This is a genomic window from Oceanicaulis sp. MMSF_3324, assembly GCF_030733545.1.
In the GTDB taxonomy this organism is placed as follows: Bacteria; Pseudomonadota; Alphaproteobacteria; order Caulobacterales; family Maricaulaceae; genus Oceanicaulis.
The window spans coordinates 129,072-145,600 of sequence record NZ_JASHIU010000002.1; the positions used below are offsets into that span (position 1 = coordinate 129,072).

At 63.4% G+C, this 16,529-nt stretch carries 17 protein-coding genes; 9 read left to right on the forward strand and 8 right to left on the reverse strand.

The annotated features are described in order from the left end of the window. Positions 1-39: 39 nt before the first annotated feature. From dapE to RBA95_RS03830, 3 genes are read left to right on the forward strand one after another with little or no spacing between them, the layout of a single operon-like run. Complete coding sequence (dapE, locus tag RBA95_RS03820) at positions 40-1,215, forward strand: succinyl-diaminopimelate desuccinylase (RefSeq protein ID WP_371933584.1); 1,176 nt, start codon at positions 40-42, stop codon at positions 1,213-1,215. Continuing rightward, positions 1,212-1,784 carry a hypothetical protein gene (locus tag RBA95_RS03825; RefSeq protein ID WP_306015484.1) on the forward strand — a complete coding sequence of 191 codons (573 nt, stop codon included), beginning with the start codon at positions 1,212-1,214 and terminating at the stop codon, positions 1,782-1,784. Before dapE ends, RBA95_RS03825 begins: the two co-directional genes overlap by 4 nt. 48 nt (positions 1,785-1,832) lie before the next feature. After that, positions 1,833-3,539, forward strand: a complete 1,707-nt coding sequence (locus tag RBA95_RS03830) for an amidohydrolase (RefSeq protein WP_306015485.1) — start codon at positions 1,833-1,835, stop codon at positions 3,537-3,539. Between the two features lie 61 nt (positions 3,540-3,600). Here RBA95_RS03830 and RBA95_RS03835 read toward each other — a convergent pair whose 3' ends face one another. Continuing rightward, entirely contained in the window at positions 3,601-4,098 is a 498-nt protein-coding gene (locus RBA95_RS03835; RefSeq protein WP_306015486.1) for a peroxiredoxin, read from the reverse strand. Positions 4,099-4,170: 72 nt separating this feature from the next. After that, entirely contained in the window at positions 4,171-4,542 is a 372-nt protein-coding gene (locus RBA95_RS03840; RefSeq protein ID WP_306015487.1) for a Kazal-type serine protease inhibitor family protein, read from the reverse strand. A 131-nt stretch (positions 4,543-4,673) separates the two neighbouring features. Here RBA95_RS03840 and RBA95_RS03845 point away from each other — a divergent pair, with 131 nt between their 5' ends. The 3 genes from RBA95_RS03845 (at position 4,674) to truA (ending at position 7,396) form a co-directional block, all read left to right on the forward strand. Beyond that, positions 4,674-5,633 (forward strand): oxidoreductase, encoded by a 960-nt coding sequence (locus RBA95_RS03845; RefSeq protein ID WP_306015488.1) that lies wholly within the window; start codon positions 4,674-4,676, stop codon positions 5,631-5,633. A gap of 66 nt (positions 5,634-5,699) precedes the next feature. Continuing rightward, positions 5,700-6,632 carry a methionyl-tRNA formyltransferase gene (gene fmt / locus RBA95_RS03850; protein WP_306015489.1) on the forward strand — a complete coding sequence of 311 codons (933 nt, stop codon included), beginning with the start codon at positions 5,700-5,702 and terminating at the stop codon, positions 6,630-6,632. Positions 6,633-6,634: 2 nt separating this feature from the next. Further along, positions 6,635-7,396 carry a tRNA pseudouridine(38-40) synthase TruA gene (gene truA, locus RBA95_RS03855; protein ID WP_306015490.1) on the forward strand — a complete coding sequence of 254 codons (762 nt, stop codon included), beginning with the start codon at positions 6,635-6,637 and terminating at the stop codon, positions 7,394-7,396. Positions 7,397-7,735: 339 nt separating this feature from the next. Here truA and RBA95_RS03860 read toward each other — a convergent pair whose 3' ends face one another. Beyond that, positions 7,736-8,314, reverse strand: coding sequence for a hypothetical protein (locus tag RBA95_RS03860; RefSeq protein ID WP_306015491.1), 579 nt, complete (start codon positions 8,312-8,314; stop codon positions 7,736-7,738). After that, positions 8,311-8,838: a peptide deformylase gene (gene def / locus RBA95_RS03865; protein ID WP_306015492.1), complete on the reverse strand. Its 528-nt coding sequence runs from the start codon at positions 8,836-8,838 to the stop codon at positions 8,311-8,313. Before def ends, RBA95_RS03860 begins: the two co-directional genes overlap by 4 nt. A 128-nt stretch (positions 8,839-8,966) precedes the next feature. On the opposite strand from def, the gene RBA95_RS03870 reads away from it, so the two are divergent. Then, on the forward strand, positions 8,967-9,875 hold the full coding sequence (locus RBA95_RS03870) for an alpha/beta hydrolase (RefSeq protein ID WP_306015493.1): 909 nt from the start codon (positions 8,967-8,969) through the stop codon (positions 9,873-9,875). On the opposite strand, the gene rmuC is transcribed toward RBA95_RS03870, so the two are convergent. Then, a complete protein-coding gene (gene rmuC / locus RBA95_RS03875; RefSeq protein WP_306015494.1) occupies positions 9,872-11,359 on the reverse strand; it encodes a DNA recombination protein RmuC in 1,488 nt (495 codons plus the stop codon). The genes RBA95_RS03870 and rmuC overlap by 4 nt on opposite strands. A 103-nt stretch (positions 11,360-11,462) precedes the next feature. Here rmuC and RBA95_RS03880 point away from each other — a divergent pair, with 103 nt between their 5' ends. Further along, positions 11,463-12,593: a GNAT family N-acetyltransferase gene (locus RBA95_RS03880; protein ID WP_306015495.1), complete on the forward strand. Its 1,131-nt coding sequence runs from the start codon at positions 11,463-11,465 to the stop codon at positions 12,591-12,593. 66 nt (positions 12,594-12,659) lie between these two features. After that, the gene (locus tag RBA95_RS03885; RefSeq protein WP_306015496.1) at positions 12,660-13,784 is read left to right on the forward strand and encodes a PQQ-dependent sugar dehydrogenase; all 1,125 of its coding nucleotides are present in this window, start codon (positions 12,660-12,662) and stop codon (positions 13,782-13,784) included. 18 nt (positions 13,785-13,802) lie between these two features. Here RBA95_RS03885 and RBA95_RS03890 read toward each other — a convergent pair whose 3' ends face one another. The 3 genes from RBA95_RS03890 to RBA95_RS03900 are packed head-to-tail and all read right to left on the reverse strand — an operon-like array spanning position 13,803 to position 16,462. Continuing rightward, positions 13,803-14,762: a zinc transporter ZntB gene (locus RBA95_RS03890; protein WP_306015497.1), complete on the reverse strand. Its 960-nt coding sequence runs from the start codon at positions 14,760-14,762 to the stop codon at positions 13,803-13,805. Continuing rightward, positions 14,759-15,757 (reverse strand): mechanosensitive ion channel family protein, encoded by a 999-nt coding sequence (locus RBA95_RS03895; RefSeq protein WP_306015498.1) that lies wholly within the window; start codon positions 15,755-15,757, stop codon positions 14,759-14,761. The genes RBA95_RS03890 and RBA95_RS03895 overlap by 4 nt, the downstream gene beginning before the upstream one ends. A gap of 9 nt (positions 15,758-15,766) precedes the next feature. Then, positions 15,767-16,462 (reverse strand): dienelactone hydrolase family protein, encoded by a 696-nt coding sequence (locus RBA95_RS03900; RefSeq protein ID WP_306015499.1) that lies wholly within the window; start codon positions 16,460-16,462, stop codon positions 15,767-15,769. Positions 16,463-16,529: the final 67 nt, after the last annotated feature.

Consider the following 16,529-nt stretch of genomic DNA (forward strand, 5'->3'; position numbering starts at 1 on the left):
CCCGACACAAGCATGGCGCCAGAGGCGAAAACGCCCTAAATCTGCGCCATGCTTGATCTGTCTACTCTTACCGACCCGATCCCCCTCGCCCGACGCCTGATTCAGGCGCCGTCCGTCACGCCTGCCGATGCCGGCGCGCTTGACGTCCTGTCTGAAGCGCTTGAGGCTCTGGGCTTTGAGTGCACCCGCTTCAAGTTCGAGGACGTGGACAATCTTTACGCCCGCTTGGGCAAGGCGGCGCCGGTCTTTTGCTTCGCCGGCCATACCGATGTGGTGCCCCCCGGCGATGAAGCGGCCTGGAGCCGCGGCCCGTTCGAGGCCGAGATCGCCGATGATGTGCTGTGGGGGCGCGGCGCGTCCGACATGAAAGGCGCCATCGCGGCCATGGTCGCGGGCGTCGCGCGCCATATCCAGAACGAAGGCCAGCCGGCCGGCTCCATCGCCTTCCTGATCACGGGCGATGAGGAAGGCCCGGCCGTGAACGGGACCAAGAAGCTGCTTCAGGCCGTCGCCGAGAAAGGCGAGCGCTTTGACCATTGCCTTGTGGGCGAGCCCACCAACCCGCATCATCTGGGCGACACCATCAAGGTGGGCCGTCGCGGCTCACTGAACGGGATTGTCACAGTCACCGGCCAGCAAGGCCATGTGGCCTATCCGGAAAAAGCGGAAAATCCGATCCCGGTCCTGATCGATTTCCTGAACAAGCTGACCGACCGCACGCTAGATAAGGGCGCACCGCACTTTCAGCCCTCCAACCTTGAGGTCACCACGATTGATGTGGGCAATGCCCCGCACAATGTGATCCCGGCCAAAGCCACCGCGAAATTCAACATCCGCTTCAACACCGCCCAGACCGGCGACGGGTTGAAGCAATGGATCCGTGAGGAAGCCGCCGTCCTCAAGCAGGGCTTCTTTGGCGACATTCATCTTGATCTGACGGTCACCGGCGACGCCTTCCTGACCAAGACCGGGCCGTTCACCGATCTGTTGCGGGACGCGGTCAAGGATCACACGGGTCGCGAACCGGCGCTCACCACGGGCGGCGGCACATCCGACGCCCGCTTCATCAAGGATTACTGCCCGGTGGCCGAGTTCGGCCTGGTGGGCGAAACCATGCATCAGGTGGATGAACGCGTGCCGGTGAGTGACGTGACCGGTCTCGCTGCAATCTATGCCGACGTGCTTCAGAGGTATTTCAAGACTTTCGCATCATGAACCAGGCCATTCAGGATATGCGGTCCGGCGTTGTCGGCGTCTTTGCACTGCTGATGTTCAAGTCGGACTGGCGGAAACACTTTGATGTCAGCGCAGAGGGCGTGGCGCGCTCGTTTTCCGGCGTGGTTCTCGCCCTGCCGGCCTTCGCCTTCCTGATTTTCGGCGTGAACTATTTCTACGCCGACAATGTCGACGTGTACGCCAGCGATTTTCGTTACACCCTTCTGGACGCCGTGATCAGCTGGGCGCGCTTCTGGCTGCTGTTTCCGGTCGTGGCCGCGATCGTCGCCCTGGTGATGGACCTCAAGGACCGGTTCGCCAGCTGGCTGGTGGTGCACAACTGGACTGTCTTTGTCCTGGTGCATATCCAGGCGCTGTTGCTGGCGCTATATCCCGCTGGACTGGCGGATGCGGGCGCCATCGCACAGACCCTGATGCTCTACAGTCTCTTGCGCCTGTTCGTGCACTGGCGCGTGGCGCAAGGCGCAATGGGCCTGCCTCCCATCAAGGCGGCGGCGGCCGCCGCCATTCCGCTGATCATGGACCGTCTCATCCTGTCCGTGACCTGACGAGCGCGGCGCGCTAGGTTCCTTTCCAATGATTTGGGGAGAACCGACATGATCCGTTCAGCATCTCTGGCCATGTTATCGCTTGGCGCATGCACTCTGGCGCTCACCGGGTGCTTTGACCCGGACACGGTCAATTCCGGCGCACAGAGCCAAGCCGCCGATGCGGTGTTCACCGGCGGGCCGATCTATACGGGCGTCGAGAGCCAGCCCACTGCTGAATTCATCGCGGTTGACGATGGGCGGATCGTGTTTGTCGGCAGCGCCCGTGACGGCCAGGCCTATATCGGCGACGGCACGAACGAGGTCGATCTTGATGGCGCCACGCTCTTTCCCGGCTTCACCGACGCGCATGCCCATATCATTGGCGTCGGCGAGCGTGAGCGCTCCTTGAACCTTGAGGGCACCGCCTCGATCGAGGATCTCAAGGCGCGAGTGGCCGAGGCCGCTGCGGATGAGAGCGCCTCGATCATTGCCGGGCGGGGCTGGATCGAAACCCATTGGCCTGAAGAGCGCTTTCCCACTGCCGCCGACCTTGATGAAGTGGAAGCCGAGCGCCCGGTCATCCTGATGCGCGCCGATGGGCACGCCCTGGTGGCCAACACCGCCGCCCTCGAAGCGGCTCAGATTACCGCCGCGACGCCGGATCCCGAAGGCGGCGCGATCCTGAAGGATGAGAACGGCCAGCCCAATGGCATGATCATCGATACCGCCATGGCGCCGTTCGCGGCCCTGGCCGGCGAGCCCGATGGCGCGGAACGCGAAACGCTTTACCGGCTGGGCGCGGAAGTCATGGCGTCCCAGGGCTGGACCAGCGTCCACGATATGAGCGTGCCCTATGATGATGTGGACATCATGGCCGGGCTTGCCGAGGACGGCGAGCTGCCGGTGCGTGTCTCCGTCTACGCCAATCCGGAAGATTATGACGCCGTCGCCGCCCGCACCCCGCGCATGCATGCGGAGGGTCGGGTCATCGCCCGCGGCGTGAAATTCTACATGGACGGCGCTCTGGGATCACGCGGCGCCGCGCTGCTGGAACCCTATGACGATGCCCCCGACACCACCGGTCTGTTCCTGTCTGAAGAGGAGCGCGCGGAAGCGATGATGCAACGCGCGCTGGAGGACGGCGTTCAGCTGGCCATCCACGCCATTGGCGACGCCGGCAACCGCAATGTGCTCAACTGGATGGAAGACAGCTTTGAAGCTGTGCCCGCTTCAGAGCGCGCCGTACAAGATCCGCGCTGGCGGGTCGAACACGCCCAGGTCCTGCATCCGGACGATATCCCGCGCTTTGGCGAAATGGATGTCATCGCCTCCATGCAGCCCAGCCATGCCATTGGCGATCTGCACTTCGCCGCCAGCCGCATCGGCTACAACCGCCTTGAGGGCGCCTATGCCTGGCGCTCGCTGATCGAGAGCGGGGCCCTGATTTCAGGCGGTTCGGACGCCCCTGTCGAACGCGGCGAGGCGCGGATCGAGTTCTACGCCGCCGCCGTGCGCCGCGATCTTGAGGGCTTTGCCGATGATCACTGGAATCTCGATCAGGCGCTGGATCGGGAAACCGCGCTCAAGCTCTTCACGATCTGGCCCGCCTACGCCACCTTCCGCGAGGATGAACTGGGCACCATTGAAGTGGGCAAGCTGGCGGACTTTTCCGTCTTTGATCGCGACCTCATGACCGTTCCCGACGCCGAGCTGGCCGAGGCGCGTCCTGTCATGACCGTGGTCGACGGCGAGGTGGTCTGGCGCGCAGAGTAAGGTCTTATCAGGGCATTCGGCGCGGCCATGGGGCCGCGCCGAACCTGACGGCTTTCAGCTCTTAAAAGGCCAGACTGGCGTCCAGATCGTCCGGCCCCGTGCAGGTGAACTCGATCACCATGCGTTCGATATTGACGCGCTGGATGACGCCATCGCGAATGATCAGCAAATAGCGCTTGCTGCGCTCGCCCATATGCAGGTGCTCGGGCAGCGTTTCGGTCAAGCCGAACCAGCGTGAGAACGCCATCGGCCCGTCCGCATAGAACCTCAATCGCGCTTCGGGATCGATCTGCCGCCGCCACTGGTCCACCGCGAACGGATCGTTGGAGACGATGCAGCTGATCTGATCAAAGCCCGATTGCTTCAGGGCGGGAGCTTTCTCGATAAAGCGGGGCAGATGCCGCTTCGTGCAGATCGGCGTGAAGGCGCCGGGCACGCCGATGACGATGTGCGTGCCCTTGTCCAGAATACTGCGCAATCGGGTCGAGACGGGAGATCCCGTCTCGTCCAGATAGCCAACACTCACATCCGGTATGCGCTGCCCGAGAATGACCTTCATGTCAGAGCCCCTCAACAAGAGGCCAAGCGTCACGCTCAGGCATGAACAGGGCTTTACTCAGATGCGCGGAACTCAGGGCTGGGCCTGGCACTCCCCCTCATGGACAACGCTGACGCCAGCCGAGGCCGCCGTGCAGGCATTGCCATAGGTTTCGCCATCACAGCCGCAGACCGGACGATATTCGCGCGTACACATTTGCGGACGGGCCGTGCAGGTTCCCATCTGATCCGCCGCGCCACACTGAGCGGTTGGAGCGTAGGCGCAATAGGCCGCGCCGCTCCGCTCGCCTTCGCACATGATCCCGGCCATGCCGCCACAGGCTTCGCCGAGGCCGACCACGCGCCAATCCCCGTCCGGTCCGCCATTGATCGGCCCACCATCCGGTGCGGTGGCGCTGCACGCCGCCAGAACAAGCATTCCCAAAAACGCGATGACCATCCGCATATTCGTCCCCTTTTCATCTCAAGCGCATCACGCGAGCTGATCGCTTCGGCGCGTGCGCGGCTTAACAGACGGTGGCGTCCCACACCGATCCGCGCAACACTGAAGTGTCTGCTCTAACGAAAGGCGCCTGAATGTCCGATGACCGCCAGCATCCCATCGAGAGCCCGTTCGAGGCCCGCTCCACCGCCGCAGACGTCGCGAAGACGGCCAATCTGACCGGCAAGACCGTCATCGTCACGGGCGGGTATTCCGGCATTGGCCTGGAAACGAGCCGGGCGCTGGTGAATGCGGGGGCCCGCGTCATCGTCACCATACGCTCCGAGGACAAGGCGAAGGCTGCACTGGCCGGGCTCAAGGTCGAGACCGTCAAGCTGGACCTGATGGAGCCTGACAGCATCAAGACCGGCTCTGACGCGATACGCGACCTGACGCCGGACGGGATCGATATCCTGATCAACAATGCCGGCGTCATGGCCACGCCCCTGCGCCGCAACTCGAAAGGCTGGGAGAGCCAGTTCGCCACCAATCATCTGGGGCATTTCGCGTTGTTTGCGTATCTGTCCGATCTCTTGCTCAAGCGTCCGAACGCCCGGGTGGTGGCGCTGTCCTCGCTGGCGCACCGGATCAGCGATGTGAATCTCGATGACTGGAACTGGCGCGATGCGGACTATGAGAAATGGCCCGCCTATGGCCGGTCCAAGAGCGCGAACGCCCTTTTCGCGCTCGAGCTGAACCGGCGTTGTGAAGACCACGGCCTGAAAGCCTATTCGGTGCATCCGGGCGGAATCATGACCGAGCTGCAGCGCGACCTGCCCGAGGCGGAAATGCGGGCTCTGGGCTGGTTTGACGAAGACGGCGCGCTGAACCCGGTCTTCAAAACGGTGGAGGAAGGCGCCTCCACAACGCTGTGGGCGGCCACGTCGCCTCTTCTGGAGGATCGCGGCGGCGTGTATTGCGAGGACTGCAACATCGCCGCGCCCAACCCTCCGGAGGGCGCCTTCTATGGCGTGCATCCGCACATTCGCAATGCACAAACCGCCGAAAAGCTGTGGGCGCTAAGCGAGGAGATTACAGGGTTGAAGCCGCTCTAAGGCTTTTCCTGCGTCGCGCTTCGGTTTAGGTCCAAGCCCAGCCTGCAACAGAAATGACGCTGACCAATGACCCTACGCCTCGCCTTCATGGGAACCCCTGATTTCGCCGCCGCCTCACTGGCCGAGATTGTCGGCGCAGGCCATGAGGTGGTCGCGGTCTATACCCAGCCCGAGCGCCCGCGCGGGCGCGGCCAGGCCAAGGTCAAAACTCCAGTCCATCAGCTGGCCGAACAATTCGGACTAACCGTTCACACGCCTGAAAGCTTTCGTGATCCCGAGGTCATCGCAGAGTTTCAGAGCCTCGATCTCGATGCGGCCTGCGTTGTCGCCTATGGCCAGATCCTGCCGCAAGAGGCGCTTGATGCGCCGCGCCTGGGCTGTCTGAACCTGCACGCCTCCCTGCTGCCGCGCTGGCGCGGCGCAGCGCCCATTCAGCGCGCCATCATGGCGGGTGATGAGATGACGGGCGTACAGATCATGCAGATGGAGGCCGGCCTCGACACCGGCCCCGTCCTGATGAGCGAAGTGGTTCCGATCTCCGAAACCGACACCGCCGCCAGCCTGCATGATCGTCTGATGAGCACGGGCGCCCTGCTCTGGCCGCGCACGCTGGCCGCTCTTGAGCGTGGCTCGCTGAACGCCGTGCCCCAGAGCGAGGACGGCGTGACCTACGCCAAGAAGATCACCCGCGAGGAAGCCCGCATCGACTGGACGAAACCGGCCAGCGAAGTCGCCGATCATATTCGCGGCCTCTCCCCCTTCCCCGGCGCCTATTTCGAGCTCGAAGGCGAGAAAAAGCCTGTTCGCATCAAGGTCCATTTCGCCCAGCCGGAAGCGGGCGATGGCGAGCCGGGCGAAGCGCTCGATGATGAATTGCGGATCGCTTGCGGTCGCGGAGCGGTGCGACTGATCCGCCTGCAGCGCGAAGGCAAGGGTGTGATGGACGCGAAAGCCTTCCTCAATGGCGTGGACGTGCCCAAGGGCACGGTGCTGGGCTAGCCATGCCGCGCTACAAGCTCACCATCGAGTATGATGGCGGTCCATTCGTGGGCTGGCAGCGCCAGGAGAACGGCCCCTCCGTTCAGGGCGCGCTCGAGACTGCGGCGGCCAGGCTCGATGGCGGACCGCGCGAGATCTATGGAGCAGGGCGCACCGATTCCGGTGTCCATGCCCTCGGGCAGGTCGCCCATGTGGATCTGGTAAAGGATCTGCCCGCCGATAAGGTGCGGGACGCGATCAATCACCATCTCAAGCCCCACCCCATCGCTGTGGTGGAGGCGGTGCGCGTCAGTACGGACTTTCACGCCCGCTTCAAGGCGCATCGGCGCGGCTATATCTACCGTCTACATGCGCGGCGCGCGCCCTTGACCCTGACCCGCGGTCAGGTCTGGCGCGTCTATCAACCGCTCGATGTGGAGGCGATGCATACGGCTGCCCAGCACCTTGTGGGCACGCACGATTTCACGACGTTTCGAGATTCCCAGTGTCAGGCGGACAGCCCGGTCCGATCGCTGGATCAGATCGCGGTCTTCCGCTCCGGCGCGGAAATCCATGTGACCGTGGAAGCCATCAGCTTCCTGCACCGCCAGGTGCGCTCGATCGTCGGCTCGCTGGTGGAAGTGGGCCTGGGCAAATGGACGCCGGACGACTTCAAGGCCGCGCTCAACGCCGCGGACCGCAGACGCTGCGGCCCGGTGGCCCCGCCGGATGGGCTGTATCTGTCGCTTGTAGACTACCCGGACGGGTACGAGATTGCGGAGTGAACTCCCGGGCGAGCGACGCGAAGACCCGGGACCTCTCTCCGCGTTAAGCGCCCTATCCTGCGCGAGGCCCCGGCTCGGCGCTGCGCTTGGCCGGGGTTTCACTCTCTCCTCATGTCATTCACCGGTTTATCCGGTGAATCCATGCCGTGACCTGTAATCAAACCCACCGGCATGGATCTCCCGCATGAAGCGGAGGATGACAACTTCTCAGATTTTCAAACCCGTCATCCCGGCCTTGAACCGGGATCTACCGGCTTCGTTTCTGTGATCAGAACAGAGTGTGTCCGGTCGATCCCGGATCGCTGCGCGTCCGGGATGACAAGGAGCAGAAGCAAACCCCTACTCCGCGCCCCAGGGCGCAGGCGGCGTCTCGACAGGTTCGGTCAGGTCAAACGCCACCGAGAAATGCCGGCTTGGACGGTCGAGCGCATAGACGAAGCTGTCCTCTGTCAGCGTGATCGACCAGACATTGTCCATGGAGACCGGAATGCCTTCGCGCTCAAACAGAGCCTGGCTTTCGGCATCGGCGGGAAAGTCAGCGCGCACAGACCCGGCGGCGCCTTCGGTATCGCCGCCATACTGGGTCAGCACGTCTTCAGACCCGTCCTCGTGACGATGGTCATGCTTCAGGCGCAAGCTATCGTCGGGCAGGCGCGTGATCACCCAGGTGCGCGACCGGTCCTCTCCCACATGGAAGGGAATGCGCAGCGTCTCATCCGTGCACTCGCGCACATGCATGACCAGCCGCTCGGAGGCGAAATCCGCGTCTCGCGGATCGTCAGAGGTGACCTCGCCTTCAAATGCCTGCCCGCAATAGGCGCTCAGGCGGTCAAACAGGTCCTGATCTGGGGAAGTGGAAGGTGCGCACGCCGCCATGGCCAGCGACATGCCCAGAAGGAGGATACGGGCCGCGCTCATTCAGCCGCTTCCGTGGGTGCGCCGCGTTGCTTGACCAGTTTCTGGACCTTCTTGACGGCGCGATCGCGCTTCAGGCGGGACAGATAATCGATGAACACCACGCCTTCGAGATGGTCCATCTCGTGCTGGATGCACACCGCGAACAGATCCTCGGCGATCTCCTCGCGCTTTTCACCGTCGTAATCGAGATATTCGAGCTTGACCTTTTTCGGACGCTCGACGCTGTCGAACACATCCGGGACAGAAAGGCAGCCTTCCTGATACGGTTTGAGATCTTCCGTCAGCGGCGTGATCACCGGATTGACGTAAAAGCGCGGATCATTGCGCTCGTCAGACAGATCCATGACGATGACGCGCTTGTCCACGCCCACCTGGATTGCGGCGAGACCAATGCCGTCGGCGGCGTACATGGTCTCCACCATATCGTCCATCAGGGCGCGAAGGTCGTCATCCACCGTATCAACAGGCTTGGACACCAGCTTCAGGCGCGGATCAGGAACAGTAAGTATCTCTCGAATAGCCATGCGTAGTAGGTAATCCCGCAAGGGGTTCGGTTCAAGCGCGACACGCTGCGCGCCTCGACTTTCATGATCAGGCTGGCGCTCCGTTTCAAAGTCACTAGCCTGCCGTGCTACCAGTCTCGGGGGATATGATGAAATCAGTCTTGCTCGCTTGCGCGATGATCGTCTGCGCGTCCGCTTCGCTTTACGCTCAAACGCCGGCCGCTATCTCGGAAAGCCCGATCATCATGGGGCAAAGCGTCATGCTGGATGCGCCCAGCCTGGGCGATCAGCGTGAGGTGAACATCTGGGTTCCGCCCTTCCTGGAGGACCTCGAAGACCCGATCAATGTCGTCTATCTCGTTGATGGCGGACAGGATCAGGACTTCATTCACATGGCGGGCCTGGCGCAATTAGGCGCGTTGAGCTGGCAGTACGAGCCGTTCATGCTGGTGGGCGTTCAGACCCGGAACCGGATTTTCGAGCTGACCCGCCCCGCCACCGATCCTCGCTATCAGGCCCAGTTCGACGAACAGGGCGGATCGGAAGCCTTCCTGGCGTTTCTGACCGAGCAGGTGATCCCCTATGTGGAGGCGCATTATCCGGTGTCCGATCACCGCGCCCTGATCGGGGAGTCACTGGCGGGCCTGTTTGTGACCGACACCTTCCTGAACGCGCCCGGAAGCTTTACCGACTATATCGCGGTCAGCCCGTCCTTGTGGTGGGACGACCAGTCGGCCGGTCAGGCCGCCTCCACGCTTCTGGCCGACCATGACGCAACGGAGCGTCGGCTCTACCTCACCATGGCGGATGAAGGCGGGACCATGCAGGCCGGGCTCGACCAGCTGCTGGCGGCCCTGCGCGAGGATGCGCCCGACAGTCTCGACTGGACCTATGTCGACCGGTCCGAAACCGAACAACATTCAACCATCTTTCATCCCGCAGCCCTTGATGCGTTCCGGACCCTGTTCGCCCTGCCGCCCTATGATTACGGCGAGGCGCCCTGGTATCTCGTAGAGGGCGGCGAGCCCCCGGCTGAGACAGAACAAGCGCAGGACTAGCCCTTGTCTTCTTCCGGGTTCGCCAGAAGCCGCGGCGCTTCGTCGACCGGGGCGGGCGGCTCTATGGCTTTCATCTGGCCGTTGAGCTGGGCCATGTCGCGCGCCTTGGGCAGCACCCGGCTGTCAAACGATCCCACGGCCTTGTTGTAGTTGAGCGTTGCGGTCTTCAGGCCCGCGCCCACACGACCCAGATGGTCCGAGAAGGTATTGAGACGGGTGAACAGCTCGTCCCCCAGCGCGGCGACCTTCTGGGCGTTCTGCTCCAGCTTTTCCTGCCGGAAGCCATAGGCCACCGCTTTGGCCAGCGCCAGCAAAGTTGCGGGCGTGGTGATGATCACATTGGCCTTGATGGCGTCGTCAAACAGGCCCGGATCCTCTTCGATCGCCGCGGAATAGAAACTCTCACCGGGAATGAACAGGGCCACAAAGTCGATCGCGCCGTCCACACTGGCCGCGTATTCCTTCTTGGACAATTGCTTGACGTGGGTCTTCACCTGCTGGGCATGGCGGCGCAAGGCGTCGCGCCGGGTCTGTTCATCTTCCGCCTCCACAGCGTCCAGATAGGCGGTCAGCGCCACTTTTGAATCCACCACGAACCGTCCGCCGCCGGGCAGCTTGATGACGAAGTCCGGCCGGAGCGCGGCGCCATCGGTGTCGCGGGTCTGGTGCTGGGCGTCGTAATCAATGTCCTTGGTCAGCCCCGCCAGTTCGAGAATGTTCTCGACCGTGCGTTCGCCCCATTGGCCGCGCGTGGTGGATTTGCGCTGAAGCGCATTCACCAGCTTGGCGGTTTCCTTGTGCTGGTCATTGAGACCCTGGCTGAGCTTGGTGATCTGCTCGGCGATCGCGCCGGAATTGCGCGCCCGGTCCTGTTCCATTTTCTCGACCTGCTCGCGGAATTTGTCGAGCCGTTCCCGGATCGGATCGACAAGGGATTTCACCTCGCCTTCCGCTTTTTCATGCTGGGTCTTGAAGCTCTGCTGGGCTTGTTCGAGCAGCTTTTTCGAGGACACATCCAGCGCCTCGTCCGCCAGAGCCTTGAAGCGGTCCTGCATTTCCTGGCTCAGCGCGGTCAGGCGTTCGCGTTCAGCTTTCACCGCCGCTTCGCGTTCCTCCAGGCGCTCTTTCAGGGCCCGCAACTCGGAAGACGCGCGGCTTTCCGCCTGCCGGGTCGCCTCAAGCTGTTCTTCCAGCCCCTCGACCCGGGACGCCTTGGTGCGCTCCTCCGCCAGGGCTTTCTCGGCGGCGTCCCGCATGGCGCGTTCGCTGGCAAGCTCCGCCTTGAGTTCATCCACACGCCGGGCTTCGGTCTGCGCCTCGCGCAATTCCAGCTGCGCTTCAGACAGCTCCGCCTGCACCCCGGCGATCTGGACCCGCAGACCGTCAGCCTCACGCCAGGTTTTGCGAAGAATGATCACGCCCACTCCGCCCAGAATGAGACAGGCGCCGCCCAGCGCGATCAGAGCAAGCGAAACGGGATCCATGGCGCACCTTCAAATCAGACCAGAACGAAACGGGACCATACATGAGTCCCGTGCGGCGCGCGCCTTGCATCTTCACCTCGAAGACGACTTTCGGGGGATGAATATGCGCCTGTTTGATACGCCTTTGTCCGCGCTCGGCGTCCGGGACCTTGACCTGTGGCGCGATCTGGCGCGCCCCCTAGGCCGTCTGACCAGCCCCTACCTGCTGCCGGAATTCGCGCAGATGGTGGACGATCAGCGCCACGATGTCCGCGTGATCATCGCCGAGGAAAACAGCGCCCCGGTTGGCTATTTCGCCTATCACGCGCCGCAGGGCGGCATTGCGCGCCCGGTCGGCGCGCCGCTTTCCGATTATCAGGGCTTCGCCGCCCGGCCCGGCTTTAAAGTGGATGAGACAGCGCTCTTGAAAGTCATGGGCGCTGACGTGCTGGTTTATGACAACTGGATGGGCGCTTCGCTGGGCAAGACCCGGGCGCAAACCCGGTCCTCGGTCATCGATCTGAGTGAAGGCTTTGACGCCTGGATGGCCCACAAAGAAGAGAGCCAGCGCAAGCATTTCAAGAAGCTGCGCCAACGCCATCGCAAGGCGGAACGCGAATTCGGACCGGTCCGCGTGGTGTTTGGTGATCCGCTGGGCGACCGGTTCGACAAGTTGCGCACGTGGAAAAGCCGCCAGTATCAGGAAACGGGGCTGCTGGACCTGTTTGATGTGAGCTGGATTGACGGCGTCATTCGCAATTGCGCCGCACGCAGCTTCGGACCGTTTCGTGGTCTCGTGGCCTCGCTCTATCTTGGCGATGAGCTGGCGGCGGTGGAAATGGGCATGGTCGCCGGTGACATCTATCACTCCTGGATACCGGCCTATGACCCGCGTTTCAGCGCGGTGTCCCCCGGACTGCTCCTCCTTCAAGGCCTTCTCGAAGCGGCGCCGGGCATGGGCGTCACCCGGATCGATCTCGGTGGCGGAGACCTGCCCTACAAGGCCGCCTACGCAGACTATGAGGTGACCCTGAACGGGGGCCGCGCCATGACCCCCAGCCTGGCCATGGCGGGCCTTCTGGCCTGGGATAGCGCGGAAGCGGCGGCCCGCCTCCTGCCCGGACCGCTCTCCAAGGCGCCGCTCAAACTGCGTCGCCGTTGGGCCCAGACCGCAGCCGCCGAACCTGTGCTGAGCCGGCGCGTCCGGCGCATGGGCGAAGCCTTTCTCAAAGCCCCGCAACGACTGACGGCCTAGGCTTAGCGGTTCCATTCGGCCCATGATCACCTATCTTTCCGGCAAGCCATCACTGGGGAGACCATCATGATCCGATCCACTGCCATCGCCAGCCTGAGCTTTCTCGCCCTGTCCTCCGCCGCCTTCGGACAAGAGGTCGTGGAAAGCGAACAGGCCGACTTCGTCGTTGAAACCGTGGCCGGCGGGCTGGAATACCCCTGGTCCATCGCCTTTCTGCCGTCTGGTGAAATGCTGGTCACCGAGCGTGAAGGCCGCCTGCGCGTAGTCGATGCGGACGGGTTGCGCGAGGCTCCGGTCTCCGGCCTGCCCGATGACCTGCTGGTCGAACGCCAGGGCGGTTTGCTGGACGTGGCGCTGGCGCCGGACTTTGCAACCAGCCGCATGGTCTATTTCAGCTATGCCGAAGGCACCGCGGACGACAACAATACCGCCCTCGCCCGTGCGACCCTGAGCGAGGACCTGACCGCGCTTGAGAATGTCGAGGACATCTTCCACGTCAATTTCGACAAGGCGGGCGGCTTCCACTTCGGCGGCCGCATCCTGTTCAACACCGATGGCACGCTGTTCCTGACCCTGGGTGACGGCGGCAACTACCAGGATCAGGCCCAGAACCCGGAAAACCATCTGGGAGCGGTGGTGCGTCTCAACCTCGACGGCTCCATCCCGTCTGACAATCCGATGATCGAGAACGCTGCGCCAGGCGTGTACTCATACGGTCATCGCAACGCTCAGGGCATTGCGCGCAACCCCATTACCGGCTCGGTCTGGGAGCTGGAGCATGGCGCACGCGGCGGCGATGAGATCAACATTCTCGACGCCGGCGCCAATTATGGCTGGCCCGAGATCACCTACGGCATCAATTACGACGGCACAATCATCACCGAGGAGCGCGAACGCGAGGGCCTCGCCCAGCCGATCTGGTACTGGAACCCCTCCATCGCGCCGTCCGGCATGATGTTCTACACCGGCGACTCCTTCGAGCACTGGCAAGGAGACCTGTTCGTCTCCGCCCTGGCGGGCAGCAAGATCGAACGCCTGGAAGTGGATGGTGACCGGGTGATCAGCGTGGAGCCGCTTCTGGAAGACCTCGGCCAGCGTTTCCGCGATGTGCGCACCGGCCCGGACGGCGCCATCTACACGCTGACCGATGACTTTGAAGGATCGGTCCTGCGACTGGTCCCGGCGGAGTAAGGATCAGAAGGGCTGGCTTCAGAGCCAGCCCTTTTTTCTGAACCACCAGACCAGACCGCCCGCGACTGCCAGACACAGCCCGCACACCAGCGCAAACGCGTAAGGCCAGTTCGCGCCGGGCAGACCGCCCACATTGATGCCCAGAAGCCCCGTCAGGAAACCCAGCGGCAGGAACACGGCGGCCACGACCGAGAGCAGCAACATGGCGCTGTTCATTTCCTCAGCCCGCGCATCGACCATCTGGTCGTTCAGGATCGAACTGCGCTCGCGCACCATATCCAGCTCCTCGACCAGCCGGGTCAGCTGATCCGCCGTCTCGCGCAGACTGATCCGCGCCTTGGGGTGGTGCATGGGGCCGATATCCTCGTGGGACAGGCGCGCCAGAATATCGCGTTGCGGCGCCAGATAGCGGCGCAGGACGATGGTCGTCCGTCGCACATCCGCCAATTGCGCCCGCAGCCCCGCGGCCTGGTCCACACTGCGCTCTTCGAGGTCATCAATCTCATCGACCAGCTCGTCGAGCACGGGCTCCATGCGCGCCGTCAGACCCTGGGCCAGCGCGCAGATGAAGTCGGACGGCGTGGCGGGACCGTGACCGGCGCTGAATCCCTCCGCGATCTCGGCGACCGCCATCAGCCGCCGGATGCGGGTGGAGATGACAAGCCGATCCGTCATCCAAAGCCGGATCGAGACCATGTCTTCGGGATCCGAATTGGGATTGAGATTGACGCCGCGCATGATCAGGATCGCGCCATCGGCATGATCGGTCAGGCGCGGTCGGGTATCCTCCCGGTTCAGGGCAGTCGCCACGACCGCATCCGCCTGAGCTTCGATCCAGGCGCTGACGCCCGGCGCGTTCCGCTCCAGATGCACCCAGCGATACGCCACATCCGCTCCGGGCTCGGCTCCCAGATCGGCGACAGGGCGTGCGGCCCCATCCTCCAGCACATCAAAGGCATGGATCGGTTTGGGCGTCATGACGGCGTTCCAGACCCGGATGCCTCGGCCTGACCGGAAATGATGTGCAGATCCCGCTGCGGGAACGGGATTTTCACGCCATTCGCCTCGAACAGATCGACAATGGCGAACATGACTTCGCTTTGGGGCACAAGACGGCCCTTGGTGACATCGCCCACCCAGAACCAGAGTGTGAACTCGATGGAGGAATCGCCAAAGGTGCGCATGACGCACAGCGGCTCGGGCTCGTCGATACAGAGCGGATGAGAGCTCGCCGCTTCCAGCATCAGCGAGCGCGCCAGATGCAGATCCGAGCCATAGGCCACGCCCACCTTGATCTCCACCCGGCCGCGGGTGTTGTTCAGCGTCCAGTTGATCACACGGCCCGTGATGAGCTCTTCATTGGGGATCAGGATTTCCTTGCCGTCAAAGGTCTCCAGAAGGACATAGCGAGCGCTGGTGCGCCGCACGAACCCCGTGGTGCCGTCCGCCAGCTCGACAAGGTCGTCTTCCTCGACGGAGCGCTCCGCCATCAGGATCAGGCCGGAAATGAAGTTCGAGGCGATTTTCTGAAGCCCGAAGCCCAGACCAATGCCCAGCGCCCCGCCAAACACCGTCAGCGCCGTCAGATCGAGCCCGACGACATCCAGCGTGATGAGCCCGGCGATAATGTAGATCGCGATCCGGACGATCTGCGCGATCAGGGATCGTGTTCCGGACTTGAAGGCCCTGGAATTGCGAATCCGCTGATCCAGAACTCCGGCGATCACCGCCGCCATCCAGTAGACCAGCGCCAGCACCACGGCGATGCGGGCCACATCATAGGCGGTGAGCGTGAAATTCCCGCTGGTGAAACTCAAACGGCCATCGCTGAGCGCTTGCTCCACCGGCTCAAGCCATCCAGCGACGCCCGCCACCAAAATCGCGCACAGGGCCAGGAAAAGGCCCCATAAGATAATTGGACGGAACCGAGACTGCGGTTTGTCCTGCTCGACCGTATCAATGTCTTCGATCATGGCCTGTCTTCAGCCCTCGCCATTCAACGCTTCGGGACGCTCCGGTCCGGTGAGTCCTTGCTCAAGATGCGACAGGACACGCGTCCAGGCCAGCGCGGCCGCGTCCGCATCATGCCCTGCGCGCAACTCGCACATGAAGCCATGCGCGGCATCATAGGAGAACAGCTCAACATCAGCCTGGCTCGCCTTCAACCGATCCAACAGCGCATCGGGCGTGTGTCGGTCTCCCTGGGCCACATGCACCTGCACCCCGCCCTGGGGTGGCGCTGAGACATGAGCGTCCATCCGCGTGGGATAAAAACACACCGTCGCCGGCAAGGAGCGACGCGCGGCAAGCCGCCAGGCCTCGCCACCGCCCCAGCAAAACCCGATCACGCCCGTGCTGAGATGTCCCATCTCGGCCAGGGCGGCGTCAAAATCCCTATCCCGCGCCGCCGTTTCGGTCAGGGCCACCGCGGCCAGACCCGCCTCGGGATCGGTATACGCGATGGGCCGTGATACGCCGGTCCGGGCGAACAGATCCGGCGCGATCGCGAGATAGCCTGCCCGCGCCAACCGGTCGGCGACGCCGGCGATGTGCGCGGTCAAACCAAAGATTTCCTGCAGGACGATCACGCCTGCGCGGGGCGGTGCATCGGGCCGGGCGATCCAGGCCGGGCAGGAGAACCCGTCTTCACAGTTCAGCGTTTCAAACCCGGCCTTCATGAAGCAGCTCCGCGGATCATAAAAAAACCCCGCCGGTCGCCCGGCGGGGTAGATTACGGGTTCCGCC